Annotated in this window: 18 protein-coding genes; 14 read left to right on the top strand and 4 right to left on the bottom strand. The window is 35.5% G+C overall.

Annotated elements, in window-relative coordinates; translation table 11 throughout:
• Positions 1-34 precede the first annotated feature (34 nt).
• Positions 35-706, bottom strand: coding sequence for a TerC family protein (locus tag LRP83_RS05065; protein ID WP_230495598.1), 672 nt, complete (start codon positions 704-706; stop codon positions 35-37).
• A gap of 315 nt (positions 707-1,021) precedes the next feature.
• Complete coding sequence (locus tag LRP83_RS05060; protein WP_230495597.1) at positions 1,022-1,651, bottom strand: trimeric intracellular cation channel family protein; 630 nt, start codon at positions 1,649-1,651, stop codon at positions 1,022-1,024.
• A gap of 262 nt (positions 1,652-1,913) precedes the next feature.
• On the opposite strand from LRP83_RS05060, the gene hflX reads away from it, so the two are divergent.
• The 4 genes from hflX to glnA all read left to right on the top strand — a co-directional run bounded on the left by hflX (position 1,914) and on the right by glnA (position 6,385).
• Entirely contained in the window at positions 1,914-3,170 is a 1,257-nt protein-coding gene (gene hflX / locus LRP83_RS05055) for a GTPase HflX (protein ID WP_230495596.1), read from the top strand.
• Positions 3,171-3,184: 14 nt separating this feature from the next.
• Positions 3,185-4,456, top strand: a complete 1,272-nt coding sequence (locus tag LRP83_RS05050; RefSeq protein ID WP_230495595.1) for a methionine gamma-lyase family protein — start codon at positions 3,185-3,187, stop codon at positions 4,454-4,456.
• Positions 4,457-4,612: 156 nt separating this feature from the next.
• Positions 4,613-5,020, top strand: a complete 408-nt coding sequence (locus LRP83_RS05045) for a MerR family transcriptional regulator (protein WP_230495594.1) — start codon at positions 4,613-4,615, stop codon at positions 5,018-5,020.
• A 30-nt stretch (positions 5,021-5,050) separates the two neighbouring features.
• Positions 5,051-6,385 (top strand): type I glutamate--ammonia ligase, encoded by a 1,335-nt coding sequence (glnA, locus tag LRP83_RS05040; RefSeq protein WP_230495593.1) that lies wholly within the window; start codon positions 5,051-5,053, stop codon positions 6,383-6,385.
• Between the two features lie 540 nt (positions 6,386-6,925).
• Here glnA and lexA read toward each other — a convergent pair.
• Positions 6,926-7,546, bottom strand: a complete 621-nt coding sequence (gene lexA / locus LRP83_RS05035; protein WP_230495592.1) for a transcriptional repressor LexA — start codon at positions 7,544-7,546, stop codon at positions 6,926-6,928.
• A gap of 154 nt (positions 7,547-7,700) precedes the next feature.
• On the opposite strand from lexA, the gene yneA reads away from it, so the two are divergent.
• The 8 genes from yneA to LRP83_RS04995 all read left to right on the top strand — a co-directional run bounded on the left by yneA (position 7,701) and on the right by LRP83_RS04995 (position 16,181).
• Positions 7,701-8,024, top strand: a complete 324-nt coding sequence (gene yneA, locus LRP83_RS05030) for a cell division suppressor protein YneA (protein ID WP_230495591.1) — start codon at positions 7,701-7,703, stop codon at positions 8,022-8,024.
• Positions 8,025-8,027: 3 nt separating this feature from the next.
• The gene (locus LRP83_RS05025; RefSeq protein WP_230495590.1) at positions 8,028-8,675 is read left to right on the top strand and encodes a YneB family resolvase-like protein; all 648 of its coding nucleotides are present in this window, start codon (positions 8,028-8,030) and stop codon (positions 8,673-8,675) included.
• Between the two features lie 95 nt (positions 8,676-8,770).
• On the top strand, positions 8,771-9,004 hold the full coding sequence (locus LRP83_RS05020) for a DUF896 domain-containing protein (protein WP_230495787.1): 234 nt from the start codon (positions 8,771-8,773) through the stop codon (positions 9,002-9,004).
• A gap of 194 nt (positions 9,005-9,198) precedes the next feature.
• The gene (gene tkt / locus LRP83_RS05015; protein WP_230495589.1) at positions 9,199-11,205 is read left to right on the top strand and encodes a transketolase; all 2,007 of its coding nucleotides are present in this window, start codon (positions 9,199-9,201) and stop codon (positions 11,203-11,205) included.
• A 535-nt stretch (positions 11,206-11,740) separates the two neighbouring features.
• Positions 11,741-12,181 (top strand): sporulation inhibitor of replication protein SirA, encoded by a 441-nt coding sequence (gene sirA / locus LRP83_RS05010; protein WP_230495588.1) that lies wholly within the window; start codon positions 11,741-11,743, stop codon positions 12,179-12,181.
• Between the two features lie 72 nt (positions 12,182-12,253).
• Positions 12,254-12,472: a YneF family protein gene (locus LRP83_RS05005; RefSeq protein WP_230495786.1), complete on the top strand. Its 219-nt coding sequence runs from the start codon at positions 12,254-12,256 to the stop codon at positions 12,470-12,472.
• Positions 12,473-12,634: 162 nt separating this feature from the next.
• The gene (locus LRP83_RS05000; protein WP_230495587.1) at positions 12,635-14,383 is read left to right on the top strand and encodes an ABC transporter transmembrane domain-containing protein; all 1,749 of its coding nucleotides are present in this window, start codon (positions 12,635-12,637) and stop codon (positions 14,381-14,383) included.
• Between the two features lie 4 nt (positions 14,384-14,387).
• A complete protein-coding gene (locus LRP83_RS04995) occupies positions 14,388-16,181 on the top strand; it encodes an ABC transporter ATP-binding protein (protein ID WP_230495785.1) in 1,794 nt (597 codons plus the stop codon).
• Positions 16,182-16,222: 41 nt separating this feature from the next.
• On the opposite strand, the gene LRP83_RS04990 is transcribed toward LRP83_RS04995, so the two are convergent.
• Positions 16,223-16,393 (bottom strand): aspartyl-phosphate phosphatase Spo0E family protein, encoded by a 171-nt coding sequence (locus LRP83_RS04990; RefSeq protein WP_230495784.1) that lies wholly within the window; start codon positions 16,391-16,393, stop codon positions 16,223-16,225.
• Between the two features lie 280 nt (positions 16,394-16,673).
• Between LRP83_RS04990 and LRP83_RS04985 the strand changes: the two genes are divergently transcribed.
• Together LRP83_RS04985 and LRP83_RS04980 are read left to right on the top strand one after the other, a co-directional pair.
• On the top strand, positions 16,674-17,381 hold the full coding sequence (locus tag LRP83_RS04985; RefSeq protein WP_230495586.1) for a cytochrome c biogenesis CcdA family protein: 708 nt from the start codon (positions 16,674-16,676) through the stop codon (positions 17,379-17,381).
• A gap of 149 nt (positions 17,382-17,530) precedes the next feature.
• The gene (locus tag LRP83_RS04980; RefSeq protein WP_230495585.1) at positions 17,531-18,001 is read left to right on the top strand and encodes a CcdC family protein; all 471 of its coding nucleotides are present in this window, start codon (positions 17,531-17,533) and stop codon (positions 17,999-18,001) included.
• The last annotated feature ends 14 nt before the right edge of the window (positions 18,002-18,015 follow it).

The raw sequence follows: 18,015 nt of genomic DNA, 5'->3' as shown, positions 1-18,015 counted from the left end.
GGTCAAGAAATATGAATTAGTGACCCTCTTTTTGTTAATGTGATCGTGAGACTTGCCTTTTTTTCATTGTTCCAAATGCTAAAACACCTATTACAACTAGGAGTATTAATCCCCATTTTAATAATGGGTTATCTTCAAAGAAATCTTTTAAAAATTTCTCATCAGTTATCATTTTAGCCGCAGTATAGGCTAAAACACCAGCCCCTATTGTAATAATAATTGGAAATCGATCTACCCATTTTAATATTAGAGTACTTCCCCATACAACGATTGGGACAGATACTAACAATCCGATAACAACAAGACTAAAATCACCATGTGATGCTCCAGCAATGGCTAAAACATTATCTAAACCCATTAATGCATCTGCAATTATAATTGTTTTTATAGCACCCCAAAAATTTTCAGAAGGCTTCACATCGTGACCTTTTTCTTCGGCTAATAGCTTATAGGCTATCCAAATTAATAAGACACCACCTATTACTAGAAGACCAGGAATTTTCAGTAACCACACAACAGCTAGAGTTGCAATTATTCGAATGATAATTGCTCCAGCTGTACCCCATAGTATGACCTTTTTTTGTTGATCCTTAGGTAAAGTTCTTGCTGCTAGCCCAATTACTATTGCGTTATCACCTGCAAGTACTAAATCAATGACAATAATACTAAACAGTGCTGAAAAGTAATCGGCTGAAAAAAAATCCATTTACTCATCACTCCTCTCGACCTTATTATTTGTATATATTTAAATGAAATTACTTTCAGATTAATCCATGTTCTTCCTAATAACGAAAAAATGACCTTTACACGATAGTAAAGGTCATTAAAAAACAGAAAAGACCCTTACCCAAACGGTAAAGGTCTTGCTAACAACAATCGGTTGCCAACAAAGCCGAGGATAAAAATCCTGAAATGACGACTTTGCTGTAAAAGCTACTCCCCTTCAAGGAATGTAGTATTAATATAAAAAATATTTTAACAAACAGTTTTCTAAATGGTCAAGATTAATATATATTACGCATTACATCTTAAATGTGTTCTTTATATTTATTGGATTTAGGCTACGATTAGGTAATTTCCAATTATTAGTATAAGATAACACCCTTAAAGCAGTTATAATAAAAAATAATGTATATAATTCAAAGGGCGAAGTTGTTATCTTTAATCCAATTGCAGCTCCAACAATAATCGCCCAAACCGCATATATTTCTGCTTTTAAAACGGTAGGTTTACGGCCAGCTAGTAAATCACGAATAATTCCACCGCCACTTCCAGTTAGGACTGCAGCGACAATTACGGCACTAATTGGGTGATTCATATTTGATGCATAAACTGCCCCTTGGATAGCGAAAGCTGCTAAACCGATAGCATCGAAAAAATTCCCCCAACGCTGCCAATGCTTTAATAAATTATTTGGAAACAAAAATACCGCTGTAATGGCCAATAATGCAATTTGAAAAAATATCCCCTGGTCCCATAAAGCAGAAACCGGAACCCCAATAAGTAAATTTCGAATAGCACCTCCGCCAAAAGCAGTTACAATTCCTAAAATATAAACACCTAAAATATCATATTCCTCTTCCAACGCAACAATTGCACCGCTAACCGCAAACGCAATCGTTCCAATCATACTCAAAACATCCCAATTCATTTTATGCAAGCTCCTCATGATGAAATCCAAAAATTCAATTTACAAACATAATGATTTTAACACGAATATTCAGAAACACAATACATTTTAATACTTTAAAGCACAGGGGGACAGTCCCCATGTACGGTTATGCGGTGCAGCGTGTTAGGAGAATGACTTAATAAATGAGAAGAGTAAGAGTTGGAATTTTGTCAGGAGGTTGTTTTTTGGTATGATGGAATGTATGTAAAGGTATGTATAACATGGAAAGAAGGTTGTTTATTTGGAACAACAAAATGATCGTGAAAAGGTAATTTTAGTTGGTTGTCAAACTTCGGAAGATGATGATAGGTTTCAATATTCAATGGACGAGTTAGCAGCCTTAACCGATACAGCGAAGGGAAAAGTAATTACCTCCGTTAGCCAAAAGAGACCTAGAGCTCACCCAGCAACTTACATAGGTAAAGGGAAGGTAGAAGAACTTAGTGCATTAACAGAAGAGATAGAAGCCGACCTGATTATTTTTAATGATGAGCTTTCACCAAGTCAAAATCGTAATCTCTCTGCACAGTTAAATGCAAGGGTTATTGACAGAACCCAGCTAATCTTAGATATTTTTGCTGCAAGGGCACGCTCAAAAGAAGGGAAGCTCCAAGTGGAACTTGCCCAACTACAGTATTTAATGCCTAGACTAATGGGTCAAGGTATAGCTCTTTCAAGGCTGGGTGGTGGAATAGGGACTAGAGGACCTGGTGAAACAAAATTAGAATCAGACCGACGTCATATTAGACGTCGTGTGGACGAAATCAAAGAACAATTAAGAGTTATTGTTCAGCACCGTGATCGTTATCGTGAAAGACGTAAGAAAAACAAAGCCTTTCAAATTGCCCTTGTTGGTTATACAAATGCCGGTAAATCAACTTTGTTTAATCGATTATCGGAAGCAGATTCATTTGAAGAAAATCAATTATTTGCAACGTTAGATCCTATGACTCGTAAAATGATTTTGCCTAGCGGTTATATTACGTTGTTGACAGATACGGTTGGTTTTATCCAAGATCTCCCGACCACACTTGTTGCAGCATTTCGATCAACCTTAGAAGAAGCTAAGGAAGCGGATCTTTTACTTCATGTTGTGGATATGTCAAATCAAGACTATTTCCAACAGGAACAAACCGTCCAGAAAATACTAAAAGATTTAAATATAGAACAAATTCCTCAGTTGACCGTTTATAATAAACGCGATTTACGTCATCCTGATTTTGTTCCAACTGCCAATACAGAGGCCGTTATTATAAGTGCGTTCAATGAGGACGATCGAATTAATTTGACCAGGAAAATTGAAGAAATAGTCATCGGTATGATGGAATCATATCATGTAAACGTTCCTTCTACGGAAGGAAAATTAATTGCTCTTTTAAAAAATGAGACAATATTAAGAGAATTAGCGTATGATGAGGCAGAAGATTTCTATAAATGTAAAGGCTTTGCCCTTTTAGATCATCAAATAAGTGGACAACTTTTAAAATATAAAGTTTAGAATGGAGTAACAAAATGTTTCAGCAATTAAAAAATGGAGGGGCACTTCATCCTCTAGTACAGGAAGTCGAAATACAGATAAGAGAGATACATCAAGAAATGGAAGAAAGAATGGATAAAAATCAATTTCGTGTGCTGAAAAGCTTCCAAAATCATAGGGTTAGCGACTCTCATTTTATCCCAACAACAGGATATGGCTACGACGATCACGGACGTGACACATTAGAAAAAATCTATGCAGAGGTATTTGGTGGTGAAGCAGGGCTTGTAAGACCACAAATCATATCTGGAACACACGCCATTAGCATTGCTTTATTTGGTGTATTACGACCAGGAGATGAGTTGCTTTATATTACAGGAAAGCCTTACGATACTTTAGAGGAAATTGTAGGGATTCGAGGTAGTGGAATAGGTTCATTAAAAGAATTCGGTATTTCTTACCAAAGTGTATCACTTACGGATGAAGGTCGAGTGAACCTTGAAGAAGTGGCTAAACAAATTAAATCTACTACTAAAATGATTGGTATCCAGCGCTCTAAAGGTTATGCAACACGTCCATCTTTCACAATAGATGAAATTGGTGAAATGATTCGATTTGTAAAGGAAATCAAATCAGATGTTGTTGTTTTTGTTGATAATTGCTATGGAGAATTTGTGGAAAGTCTAGAACCATGCCATGTTGGAGCGGATTTAATTGCTGGTTCACTAATTAAAAATCCAGGTGGGGGTATAGCTAAAACGGGTGGTTATATTGTTGGAAAGCAAAAGTGGGTAGAGGCATGTTCCTATCGGATGACGTCACCGGGTATCGGTGCAGAGGCGGGGGCATCACTTTATAGTCTACAAGAAATGTACCAAGGATTTTTCTTGGCTCCCCATGTAGTAGGTCAGGCGTTGAAAGGGGCAGTGTTTACTGCTGCCATTCTTGAAAAGTTAGGAATGAATTCTGAGCCGAAATGGAACACGAAGAGAACCGATCTTATTCAGTCTGTGCAGTTTGATGATCGTGATAAAATGGTTGCGTTTTGTCAAGCTATTCAATACGCTTCTCCTATTAATTCGCACGTAACACCGTATCCAAGCTATATGCCTGGTTATGAGGATGATGTTATAATGGCAGCTGGAACATTTATTCAAGGGGCAAGTATTGAACTAACAGCAGATGGACCGATAAGACCACCTTACGTTGCTTACGTACAGGGTGGGTTAACCTACTCACATGTAAAAATGGCGATATGTATTGCTTTAGATAACCTAATTGAAAAAGAATTAATTACTTTAAAATAGTCAATCTTAACTAAGGGCAACTAAATACTAGTTGTTCTTTTTTAATGAAAAGTTATTCTTGGAAAAATCATGTTAGATAATCTAACATAAGATTGACACTCTTTCTTACATAGAATACAATAACAGCATAACATTACCCATAAAGGAGAATAATCCATGAGCGGAAAGGAAATTCGCCGTTCGATGCCATTGTTTCCAATCGGAACGGTTATGCAATTAACTGATTTAACTGCTAGACAAATCCGATATTACGAAGAGCATGAATTAATTTTTCCTGCAAGAACTGAAGGAAATAGAAGACTTTTTTGTTTAAATGATATTGATAAGCTCCTTGAGATTAAAGATTTAATTGATCAAGGAGTAAATATGGCTGGAATTAAAAAAATATTTGCCGTTCATGACCATCAGGAATTACCTGCTGAAATTAAACAAGAAGCAGAAAAAATCAGGAAAGATTTAACGAATGAGGAATTGAGAAAACTATTACGAAATGAAATCATGCAAGCAGGTCGTTTCAATCGCTCATCATTAAGACAAGGCGATATGTCCCGATTTTTCCATTAAGGCTTATTATTTATTTAGGAGGAAATTAAAATGGCTAAATTTACAAGAGAAGATATTAAGCGTTTAGCAGGTGAGAATAACGTTAAATTTATTCGATTACAATTTACTGATATTTTAGGAACAATTAAAAACGTTGAAATTCCTGTTAGTCAATTAGAAAAAGCGTTAGATAATAAAATGATGTTTGATGGTTCATCAATTGAAGGTTTTGTTCGAATTGAAGAGTCTGATATGTACTTATTTCCAGATTTAGATACTTGGGTAGTATTCCCTTGGACTGCTGAAAAAGGAAAGGTTGCCCGTTTAATTTGCGATATTCATAATGCAGATGGTACACCTTTTGCAGGAGATCCGAGAAATAACCTAAAGCGTGTGTTAAAAGAAATGAATGATTTAGGATTTACTGATTTCAATTTAGGACCTGAGCCGGAATTCTTTCTATTTAAATTAAATGAAAAAGGTGAACCGTCACTTGAGTTAAATGACCGGGCAGGATATTTTGATTTAGCTCCAATCGATTTAGGTGAGAATTGCCGCCGTGATATCGTTTTGGAATTAGAAGAAATGGGCTTTGAAGTTGAAGCGTCACATCACGAAGTAGCGCCAGGGCAACATGAAATTGACTTTAAATATGCAAATGCCCTCAAGGCTTGTGATGATATACAAACATTCAAACTAGTGGTTAAGACAATAGCTCGCAAACATGGATTACATGCGACATTTATGCCTAAACCGTTATTTGGAGTAAATGGCTCAGGAATGCATTGTAATCTTTCATTATTTAATAATGGAGAGAACTCATTCTTTGATTCTAGAGCAGAACTACAATTAAGTGATGTTGCACGCCAGTTTATTGCCGGGATTTTAAAACATGCTCCGTCCTTTACAGCAGTGACCAATCCATTAGTGAATTCTTACAAACGATTAGTTCCTGGTTACGAAGCACCTTGTTATGTTGCATGGTCCTCACAAAATCGTTCACCTTTAATTCGGATTCCGGCATCCCGTGGTATGAGTACCCGTGTCGAAGTACGGAGTGTTGATCCGGCAGCCAATCCATACCTTGCTTTAGCGGTATTATTAAAGGCTGGATTAGATGGAATTAAAAATCAATTAACTCCCCCTGCTCCAGTTGACCGTAATATATATGTAATGACAAAAGAAGAGCGTTTGGATGAAGGGGTTTACGATCTACCGGCAACTTTGGCGCAGGCATTAGAAACTCTTCAAGCGAATGAAGTTATTACTTCAGCATTAGGTGAACATATTTTAGAACACTTTGTTGAAGCTAAAGAGATTGAATGGGATATGTTCCGTACATCTGTTCATCAGTGGGAACGTGACCAATATATGAGTATGTATTAATCTTCAAAGCCCCAAACACTTTTAAGTGTAAGGGGCTTTTTTTATTTAAGAAAAATCTAAAATATAGTATCTGATAACACCATTGTTGATGTTCGTACAAAATTAAAAAGTGGAATGAGGCATCAAGGCTTTCTAAAATCTTCCGAAGGATTATGGAAGTTACTAATATAATTAGCAGTTTCTCACCATTTTGCTGTGTTAAGTAACTATTAGAAGCTAAACGTGCCCGAAACCAGTAGAAAAGAGAGAAAACGGTAACGAATAGAAGCTAATCGTGCCCGAAACCAGTAGAAAAGAGAGAAAACGGTAACGAATAGAAGCTAATCGTGCCCGAAACCAGTAAAAAAGTAAGAATGCGGTAATAAATAGAAACTATTAGCCTCTAATAGTTACCGTTTTCTTACTTTTCAACTCTTGACTGTATGGATTAGTCTATTCTTGTGGGGCTACATACGTTCGTTGGATAAGAAAATCAACATTAAATTTTAACAAGCAAAAAAAGCATCGATCTTTACCGATGCTCCTTAACATTACTATTCATCAATGAATATGACGATAAACCCCGATGACTTTTCCTAAAATCGTAACACTTTGTAAAATAATTGGGTCTAGCGTTGAATTTTCAGGTTGTAAGCGGAAGTGGTCTTTTTCCTTGAAAAACCTTTTTACTGTAGCTTCGTCCTCTTCAGTCATAGCCACGACAATATCGCCATTGTTTGCAGTTCTTTGTTGTTTGACTACAACATAATCTCCATCTAGAATCCCTGCCTCAATCATACTGTCACCCATGATTTCAAGCATAAATACATTTTCGTCTGCTGCAGCAAAACTTAAAGGAAGAGGAAAGTATTCTTCCACGTTTTCGATCGCTGTAATAGGTAATCCAGCTGTAACCTTCCCGATAATTGGAACATTAATTACATTCTGTGTAGGAATATTAGTAGGTGAGTAATCTAAAACCTCAATTGCTCTTGGTTTGGTTGGATCCCGTCTAATGAGCCCTTTTGATTCCAAACGAGCTAAGTGTCCGTGAACAGTTGAACTCGAAGCAAGGCCAACTGCTTCACCAATCTCTCTTACGGAAGGTGGATAACCTTTTGCGCGTACTTCTTCTTTAATGAAGGCCAGTATATCTTCCTGGCGTTTTGATAATTTTGTCATATTAACGCACCTCGTGTCCATTTGTTGGATTAATTATAGCATGTTTCCTTATTTTATACAAACATAAGTTCGTTAAACAGTTGACAACAAACAAATGTTCGTATTATAATAAAAACAGAAAATAAGAACATATATTCTATAGGGGTGTAATATTATGAAAAAACTTTGGGCTACTCATTCTTATACAATTTTATTAATTGTAGTAAGCTGTCTTTCAACTCTATTTTTAAGTCTTAAATCAGATATAAAGGAAGAAGAATACGTAAAGGTTACTATTGAAGTTGGTGATACAGTTTGGGAATACGCTGAGCAATACTCAAAGAACAGTCATCTTTCAAAAAAACAATTCGTAAATTGGGTACTAACTAAAAACGATTTATCTGATAAACATCTGTATCCAGGTGATGAGCTTATACTTCCAATTAAAAACATATCTAAAGAAGCAAACACAGAATTAGCTAGTGCGATAGGGGAGTAAAAAGTGAAAGCAGTCATTTATTGCAGAGTAAGTACTAATAAAGAAAGTCAAGAATCATCTCTAATTAGACAGGAAAACGAACTAATTAAATTAGCTGAAAAGGAAGGCTTTGAAATTGTAAAGGTCATTAAAGATCAAGCGAGTGGATATGAGCTTGAGCGAGAAGGGATATTAGAGGTTTTAGAACTAATTAAAAATAATCCAATCGAATTATTGCTAATACAGGATGAAACAAGGCTAGGAAGAGGGAATGCCAAGATAGCTCTTCTCCATTGTATACATAAAGAAGGTGTAATAATTTATTCTGTCTCTCATCAAGGTGAATTACAATTATCAGAGACTGATGCGATGGTATTACAAATTGTTGGGATTGTAGAAGAATATCAACGAAGATTACATAACGCTAAGATTAAGCGGGGAATGAAGCGGGCAATCCAAAATGGATATAAACCACAAAAAAATCTACATAATCTTGGTGGTTCTGTTGGGCGTGAAAAAAAGGATGTACCTTTAGAAGAAATTGTAAGATTGAGAAAAAGTAATTTAACTTTTGCGGAAATAGCAGCTACATTACGGGGGTTTGGCTATCCGGTTTCAAAAGCTACTGTACATAGAAGATACCTTGAATATGTTGATACAATCGAGCAGTAGATCATTTGCCTTGTCAAATGGTCTTTTTTTTAGTAGTATCATGTAGTTCAAGGATGTCTATCCTTATAGAAACTAAAGAGAAAGTAGGGTTGACTATGCTGCCAAATGAAAGATTGGCTCGTATTAATGAATTGGCAAAAAAAGCAAAAACAACCGGTTTGACCGAACATGAAGCAAAAGAACAATCAAAGCTTCGTCGTGAATATCTTGAGGTTTTTCGTTCATCAGTGCTGAATACATTAACAAATGTAAAAATAATTGACCCAATGGGTGACGATGTTACACCAGATAAAATCAAGCAATTAAAAAGCAAAAAAAAATTACATTGAGAGGGAATGGGGACTCCCATTCTTCTACATAAAAACTCCTGTTTTGTGACAAATTAATTAACAAAGTGCCTGTTTTTCATATAATAACATCATTTTGGTTGTATTAATTCAATAGACAAATTAATATTAAAATGGAAAACTTAGCTTTCTTTTGAAGGAAACTGATTATTTAACTTTAGAAAGGGTTGTATTTAATGTTAGAAAATATCGATAATCTCTCCATTGCTTCTATTAGAACTTTATCTATTGATGCGATTGAAAAAGCTAATTCAGGACATCCTGGGATGCCTATGGGGGCAGCTCCGATGGCTTATACTTTATGGACGCGATTTATGAACCACAATCCTAAAAATCCAAACTGGTTTAATCGTGACCGTTTCGTATTGTCTGCTGGCCATGGCTCAATGTTACTGTACAGCTTACTACATATTTCTGGATATGATTTATCTATGGATGATATTAAATCCTTTCGACAATGGGGTAGTAAAACGCCAGGGCATCCAGAATTTGGACATACAGCTGGTGTTGATGCAACGACAGGTCCATTAGGTCAAGGTATTGCTATGGCGGTAGGGATGGCGATGGCTGAAAGACATGTAGCAGCGGTTTATAATAAAGATAATTATGAATTAGTAAATCACTTTACATATAGTATTTGTGGAGATGGGGACTTAATGGAAGGTGTATCTGCAGAAGCAGCTTCATTAGCAGGGCATTTGCAATTAGGTCGTTTAGTTGTTTTATATGACTCCAACGATATTTCTTTAGACGGTGATCTTTCGCAATCCTTCTCTGAAAGTGTTGCTGACCGTTTTAAGGCATATGGTTGGCAGTACATTAGAGTAGAAGATGGAAACAATATTGAAGAAATCGCAAATGCACTTGAAGAAGCAAAACAGGACTTAAACCATCCTACTTTAATTGAAGTCAAAACGGTGATAGGATATGGGTCCCCAAATAGAGCTGGTACATCTGATGCCCATGGAATGCCACTTGGTGCAGATGAATTAAAATTAACCAAAGAAGCATACAAGTGGACATTTGAACAAGATTTTCATGTTTCACAAGAAGTATACGACCACTTTAACCAACAAGTAGTTGAAAATGGTGTAAACAAAGAAAAGGAATGGAACGAATTATTCCAACAATATAAAGTTAATTACCCAGAATTAGGGTTACAATTGGAACAAGCTCTTCAAAATGAGTTTCCAGAAGGTTGGGACAGAGATATTCCTGTCTATTCAGAAGGAAAAAGCTTAGCAAGTAGAGCTTCTTCAGCAGAGGTTATAAATGGAATTGCAAAAAATCTACCGACATTATTTGGAGGTTCAGCTGACCTTGCTGGCTCAAATAAAACATCGATTAAAGGTTCAGCTGATTTCCTTCCTGGTTCCTTTGAAGGTAGAAACATTTGGTTTGGAGTACGTGAATTCGCTATGGGTGCTGCCTTAAACGGTATGGCCTTACATGGTGGATTAAAGGTGTTTGGTGGAACATTCTTTGTTTTCTCTGATTATCTCCGCCCAGCGATTCGTTTAGCCGCTTTAATGGGCCTTCCAGTAACGTACGTATTCACTCATGATAGTATTGCGGTTGGGGAAGATGGACCTACTCATGAACCAGTAGAACAATTAGCTGCATTAAGAGCAATGCCTAATTTATCAGTGATTCGCCCAGCAGATGGAAATGAAACAGCTGCAGCATGGAAGATTGCACTAGAATCAACAAATAAACCATCTGCATTAGTTTTAACGAGACAAAACCTACCTACCTTACCAGGAACAGATAAACATGCATATGATGGGGTTTCGAAAGGTGCTTATGTTATCTCGCCAGCTAATAAAGAAACTCCAGATGCATTGCTATTAGCAACAGGATCAGAAGTAAATTTAGCGGTTGAAGCTCAAAAAGCATTATTAACCGAGGGAATTGAAGTTTCAGTTGTAAGCATGCCGTCTTGGGATCGCTTTGATGCTCAATCTAAAGAATATAAAGATAGTGTGCTTCCTAAATCAGTGAAGAAGCGACTTGGCATCGAAATGGCTGCATCATTAGGTTGGCATAAATACACAGGTGATGAAGGTGAAGTTCTAGCCATCGATCAATTCGGTGCATCAGCTCCTGAAAAAACAATTTTGAAAGAGTACGGTTTTACGGTTGAAAATGTTGTTTCTAGAGTGAAATCACTACTTCAAAATTAATACAAAAAAAGGAAACGATTACTCGTTTCCTTTTTTTGCACTCAATGGAATTGAAAAAAGCGAACTAGAAACCTAGTCCGCTTTTTGAAGTCATAAAAGTAACTTGCGACATCACAAGTAAAAATTAATCTATTTATATTGAAATAAATTTGCCGCGGTCTTTGTTCCACCTGAACGTTTTAAATCTTATACGACGTTAGCCCTACCTCTCTAACATCCTTACGGCTCCTAAGCCGATCCAGTGTGAATAAGTCCTTATAAAAACAATAGTAGAATGCCAATTCATTTACCTTCATAGTATCAAGTTACTTCTTAAACGCGAAGAAATTTAATCATACCAAAACAATTCGGATGTGTCAAGAATATGTTTTCAAAAGAATTAAATATCCCATTTTACTAAACAAATTTAAAAAAAAGAGGAAATAACGAGAATTCGACAAAAATAGTCATAATTTGTAACATTTTCAGACAAACGTTTCTTTTTCCATTATTTATAATAGATAAAAGGGACAAGCCTTGCGAAGGAGTGATCACAGTGAGAGTGTATCAGCTTTACTTGATAGAAGAAGAATTTGCTAATCATTATTTTGGCAGAGAACGAATGTTCTTTGAATTGTTTTTAGAAAGTAAGCATTCCTTCGGAGAGCTAAAAACAATTATTAATAAGCAAATACAATATATAACAAAACCAATACCTGCGTTAAGATTACACCAGATGGTTCATCAACACCTTTCAAAAATAAAGGGGTATTGTGCTGAAAATGGATATTATAAGGTAGAATTATCTGGAAAGACTAGTAATGCATGGTTAAGAATAGAGGATGGATATATAACGGTGGAAGCGGATGGTAGCTACGAAGCGGAGGCAATATTTTTTGAAGTTTTAAGAAAATGCGAATCATCCTTTTTAGCTATTGACATTGAACACCAAAGATATGGTTGGTTAAAGCCAATAAAGGAAAGAAAATTTGTCTAATTTCATTGAGATATTGTATAATAGCTTAGGTTTTGCTAGACTGTATGTGGTAGACAACATGAAGGAGGAAGTATTTGTATGTGGGAACTTATTCTAGTTGGTGTACTAGCATTAGTAGCTGGTGTAGCGCTAGGATTTTTCATAGCACGTCGTTACATGATGAGCTATTTAAAGAAAAATCCACCAATTAATGAACAAATGTTAAAAGTTATGATGATGCAAATGGGCCAAAAGCCATCGCAAAAAAAGATCAACCAAATGATGACAGCGATGAACAAGCAATCAAAATAATAATGTAATAAACATAAGAGCACTCCATCTTTTTTTTTAGATGAGTGCTTTTTTATATGTAAACTAAAAATCTTCCTTATTTTAAGAATATTTGATAAACTGATTTAGCTGAAGTTTTTTTATTTTACAAACATTGCTGTATTTACATGGAGGAAGTTTCTTATGAAAGTGTTTTTAGATTTAATGTGGTATTTTAAGCAAGAAAAAAAAGCCTACCTAACTGGGATTGCTCTCTTAATGTTTGTGGCTTTATTACAGCTAGTTCCGCCAAAGGTTATAGGTATTATCGTGGATCTAATTAGAACTGAGACCATTACAAAAGCTTCTTTATTAAAATATGTCTCATTTCTAATACTTGCGGGACTTACAATGTACGTTCTTCGTTATTATTGGAGAATTATGATTTTTGGTTCTTCTGTAAAACTATCAAAGCAATTACGTAATAAACTGTATGAGCATTTCACGAGCATGTCCCAATCCTTTTATCAAAAAAAGCGTGTTGGAGATTTAATGGCACATGCCACCAATGATATTTCTGCCGTTCAACAAACAGCAGGTGCTGGTGTACTAACCTTTGTGGATTCTTTAGCCACAGGTGGATTTGTTATTATTGCAATGGCGTTTACAATTAGCTGGAAATTAACACTAATTGCGCTAATCCCACTGCCGCTAATGGCAGTGTTAACGAATTGGTATGGAACGTTATTACATAAGCGGTTCCACAAAGCTCAAGAGGCTTTTTCATCACTAAATGATAAAACACAGGAAAGTATAACCGGTATTAAGGTTATTAAGACATTTGGCCAGGAAATGGAAGATATTGAGGATTTTGAGAAATTGTCAGAGGATGTGGTTCAAAAAAATATCAGTGTCGCTAAAGTCGACTCGCTTTTTGATCCCACGATTTCAATCATTGTTGGAATTTCTTTCTTCCTCTCCCTTTCTTTTGGGGCGAAATTTGTCATTAATGGAGAATTGACAATTGGTCAACTTGTTTCTTTTACATCGTATTTAGGATTATTGATTTGGCCGATGCTTGCCTTTGGTTGGTTATTTAATATTGTTGAGCGCGGTCGAGCTTCTTACGATAGAATAAATAATTTATTAATGGAAAAAATTGAAATGCCTGATAGTCAAAATGCATTAAATAAAGTACCTACTGGTGATATTGAATATGCATTAGAATCATTTATTTATCCGAAAGAAACAGAACCTGTACTTAAAGATATCTTCTTTGCACTAAAGAGAGGGCAGACGCTTGGTATTGTTGGAAAAACAGGAGCAGGTAAAACGACTTTGCTAAAATTGTTAATTCGAGAGTTTGATGGTTATAAAGGGGAAATTTACTTTGGAGGAAATCCATTAGAAAGTTATAAAATGGAATCACTAAGAGAAGCAATTGGCTATGTACCACAGGATCATTTTCTGTTTTCTGCATCAATAGCAGAGAATATAGCGTTCTCTAATCCTTTTGTTTCCCAAGAAGTCATTGAAGCTGCAGCTACAACGGCTCATATCCATCAGGATATTCTTCAATTCACAGAAGGGTATGGAACGCTTGTTGGAGAAAGAGGAGTTTCATTATCGGGTGGACAAAAGCAAAGAATTTCCATTGCAAGAGCCATCTTAATGGACGCTGAGGTATTGGTTTTAGATGATTCTCTATCTGCGGTAGATGCCCAAACAGAAGAAAAAATTCTTAAGGCTCTAAAGGAAAATCGTGTTGATAAGACTACTATCATCACTGCGCACCGCCTAAGTGCTATTCAACATGCTAATCTAATTCTTGTGTTAGACGAGGGTCGAATAACTGAGAGAGGCTCCCATTTAGAGTTGATGGAGCTGGATGGCTGGTATAAAGAAATGTATGAAAGACAACAGCTAGAAGAGCTTGTGGAGCATGGAGGGTAAAATGATGCAAAAGAATCAAGTGTTAAATGGAAGGGAACAAAGAAAGGTTCTTTTTCGCCTCCTTTCCTATACAAAGCCTCATAGTAAAAAAATTATCTTTGCGTTCTCTTTATTATTAATTACAACAGTAGTTGACATATTAGGGCCAATACTAGTAAAGATTTTTATAGATGACTATTTAACGCCTAGAAATTTAATTTTTAAACCGCTATTTATCCTAGGGGCGGCATATATGGGACTTCAAATTACCAATGTTATTGTCTCTTATCTTCAATTACTTAAGTTTCAAGAAATAGCTTTAAAAATTATTCAACAGTTGAGAATAGATGTGTTTACAAAGGTACATTCCTTAGGATTAAAATATTTTGACAAAACACCTGCTGGTAGTATTGTTTCACGTGTTACCAATGATACTGAAGCGATTAAGGATATGTTTGTAACAGTCATTGCTACCTTTATTCAAAGCGCATTTTTACTAACTGGTATTTTTATTGCCATGTTTGTACTTAATGTAAAACTTGCATTATTCTGTACCTTTATTTTACCTGTCATTTTTCTAATTATGACAGCCTATCGTAAATACAGTTCCCGTTTTTATCAGGATTTAAGAGAACGGCTAAGTCAACTTAATGCTAAATTAAGTGAATCATTACAGGGGATGGCGATCATTCAAGTATTTCGCCAAGAAAAACGGTTACGAAATGAATTTGGGAAAATTAATGAAGAGCATTATCAGGCTGGAATGAAAAATATTAAAGTGGATGGTTTATTGCTTCGACCAGCTGTCGATCTTGTTTTTGTAGCTGCTTTGATTATTGTTTTAAGCTTTTTTGGTATTTCATCCTTTGAGTCTCCAGTAGAAATTGGTGTGCTATATGCGTTTATCAATTATTTGGATCGTTTTTTTGAGCCCGTCAATAATATGATGATGCGTCTTTCACTCTATCAACAAGCCATTGTGGCTGGATCTAGAGTGTTTACATTACTAGATGAAGATGAGTTAGCTCCAAATCAGGAGAATGATTCAGTGCTTAACATTGAATCAGGTAAAATTGAAGTTAAAAATGTTTCTTTTTCCTATGATGGAAAAAGAGATGTGTTAAAAAATATTTCCTTTACGGCAGAACCAGGTCAAACGGTTGCCCTAGTAGGACATACGGGCAGTGGAAAAAGCTCGATTATTAATTTACTTATGCGTTTTTACGAATTTGATAGGGGAGATATTCTCATTGATGGAGATTCAATTAAGAGCTATAACAAAATTGAGTTGAGAGATAAGATGGGATTAGTTCTTCAAGATCCATTTTTGTTTTATGGAACAATAGCTGATAATATCCGTTTGCACAGTGAAGGAATCTCGGATTCGCAAATAGAGTCAGCTGCACAATTTGTTCAAGCAAATACGTTTATTGATAAGTTAGATGAAAGGTATCAACATAAAGTTGTTGAAAGAGGGGCTACTCTATCAAGTGGACAAAGACAGCTTATTGCTTTTGCAAGAACAATAGCAGCTAACCCTAAGATTCTCGTTCTGGATGAGGCAACAGCAAATATTGACACGGAAACAGAGGAAGCAATTCAAACGGCTTTAGAGCGAATGAGGAAGGGGAGAACTACAATCGCCATTGCTCATCGTCTATCCACAATCCAAGATGCAGATTTAATCTTAGTTATGCATCAAGGTGAGATTGTTGAACGAGGCACCCATCAAGAGCTACTAGCTCAAAAAGGTCTTTACCACAAAATGTTTTTATTACAGAATGGTTCTGTTGTTAGAACAGAGAATGCCGTTTCATAAAATGAAAAATCAGCTCAATGGTTACATATTGAGCTGATTTTTTAATAGGATGAGACTTTTTTTATAAAAATACGGTTATACTCATTTAAAAGATGATCCAATTCTTGGCTATAGCGAATGGCGATGGAAGAAGTAAAGCCATTTTGATTGACTACTTCAATAAGTTCCGCTCTTTTTTGTTCGATGAGATGTAATAACTCATTTTTTTTCACAATAGATGTTCCTTTCATGTAAGTCATAACTCTGTATCTCATTGAATAGGAATATATTTGGATACTAGATTTCCATTATAGCGGATATTGGGAATAACTTCAAAGAGATTTGTAAAAAAATACCCAATAATATTTTGTTAATATATGTATATGTTAGAAACAAGCTAGATTCATGGTGACTTTTGTCACAAAATATTCACAACCCTTTTAATATTAAACTAAAGAATTATTTGGTAGAATGGAGTAAGATATCGTAAGTGAATACTAGGAGCTGTTTAATATGACTGATGTGAATATTTTTCTTGCCTTAGCTGCAGGGTTTTTAAGCTTTATTTCGCCTTGTTGTCTTCCGCTTTATCCGGCGTTTTTATCGTATATCACTGGAATGTCAGTAGGGGAACTTAAAAGTGAAAATGCGATGCTACAAAAAAGAAGTCTTCTTCATACACTCTTTTTCTTAATTGGGTTTTCAATCATTTTTATCGCTATCGGCTTTGGGACTTCATTTGTTGGACAGTTTTTTTTACAGTATCAAGATCTTATTCGCCAAATGGGTGCCATCTTTATTGTTGTATTTGGTTTAATTGTAGTAGGTGTGTTCAAACCAGAATTTATTATGAAGGAAAGACGATTTGAAATAAAAAATCGTCCAACTGGATTTATTGGTTCAACTGTCATTGGGATGGCATTTGCTGCTGGCTGGACTCCATGTACAGGTCCGATATTAATGACAGTTATCGCTTTAGCAGCATCTAACCCAGGATCAGGAGTATTGTATATGATTGCCTATTCATTAGGGTTTGCTATTCCATTTTTCATTCTTTCATTCTTTATTGGTAGAATGCAATGGATCCGTAAACACAATGTGAAAATAGTCAAAATTGGTGGTTATGTGATGATTGTTATGGGGATTGTTCTGTTTTTTGACTGGATGACAAAAATCATTTCCATTCTCTCACCGATTTTCGGTGGATTTACAGGTTTTTAATTTTACAAAAATAGAATAATAAGGGTAAAATAGATACGAAGGTGCCAGGATAAGTGGCACCTTCGTATTTATATTGTAATATTTCAAGAATCTACTCGCTATAATTTACGATATAATGTAGATATATCAAAGATAAAGGATGAATGGATATGAACTTAGTACTTGCATCTTCGATTGGTGCCATTGGCATGGCTATACTCGTCATGTTCATCCGAGTTAAAGCTGCAAAAAAACCAGCGACAGCAAAGAAAATTATTTTACCTCCCATTTTTATGAGTACTGGGGCACTTATGTTTTTACATCCTTATTTTCGAGTTTCTCCTTTAGAAATAATGGAAGCATTAGTTGTGGGAATGCTCTTCTCTATTTTATTAGTAAAAACATCTAAATTTGAAATTAGAGATAATGACGTATATTTAATTAGATCAAAGGCATTTATGTATATATTAATTGGTCTCTTAGTACTTCGAATTGCCATGAAATCAGTATTAAGTACAACTATAGACTATGGTGAGCTTAGTGGAATGTTTTGGATACTAGCATTTGGAATGATAGTTCCGTGGAGAATTGCGATGTTTCTTAATTTTCGTAAATTGCATAATCAATTACATAAACAATAAAGAAACGCACCCAT

It is taken from the genome of Pseudoneobacillus rhizosphaerae (assembly GCF_917563885.1).
Classification (GTDB): Bacteria; Bacillota; Bacilli; order Bacillales; family Cytobacillaceae; genus Pseudoneobacillus; species Pseudoneobacillus rhizosphaerae.
This window is presented reverse-complemented; position numbering and strand designations above follow the sequence as displayed.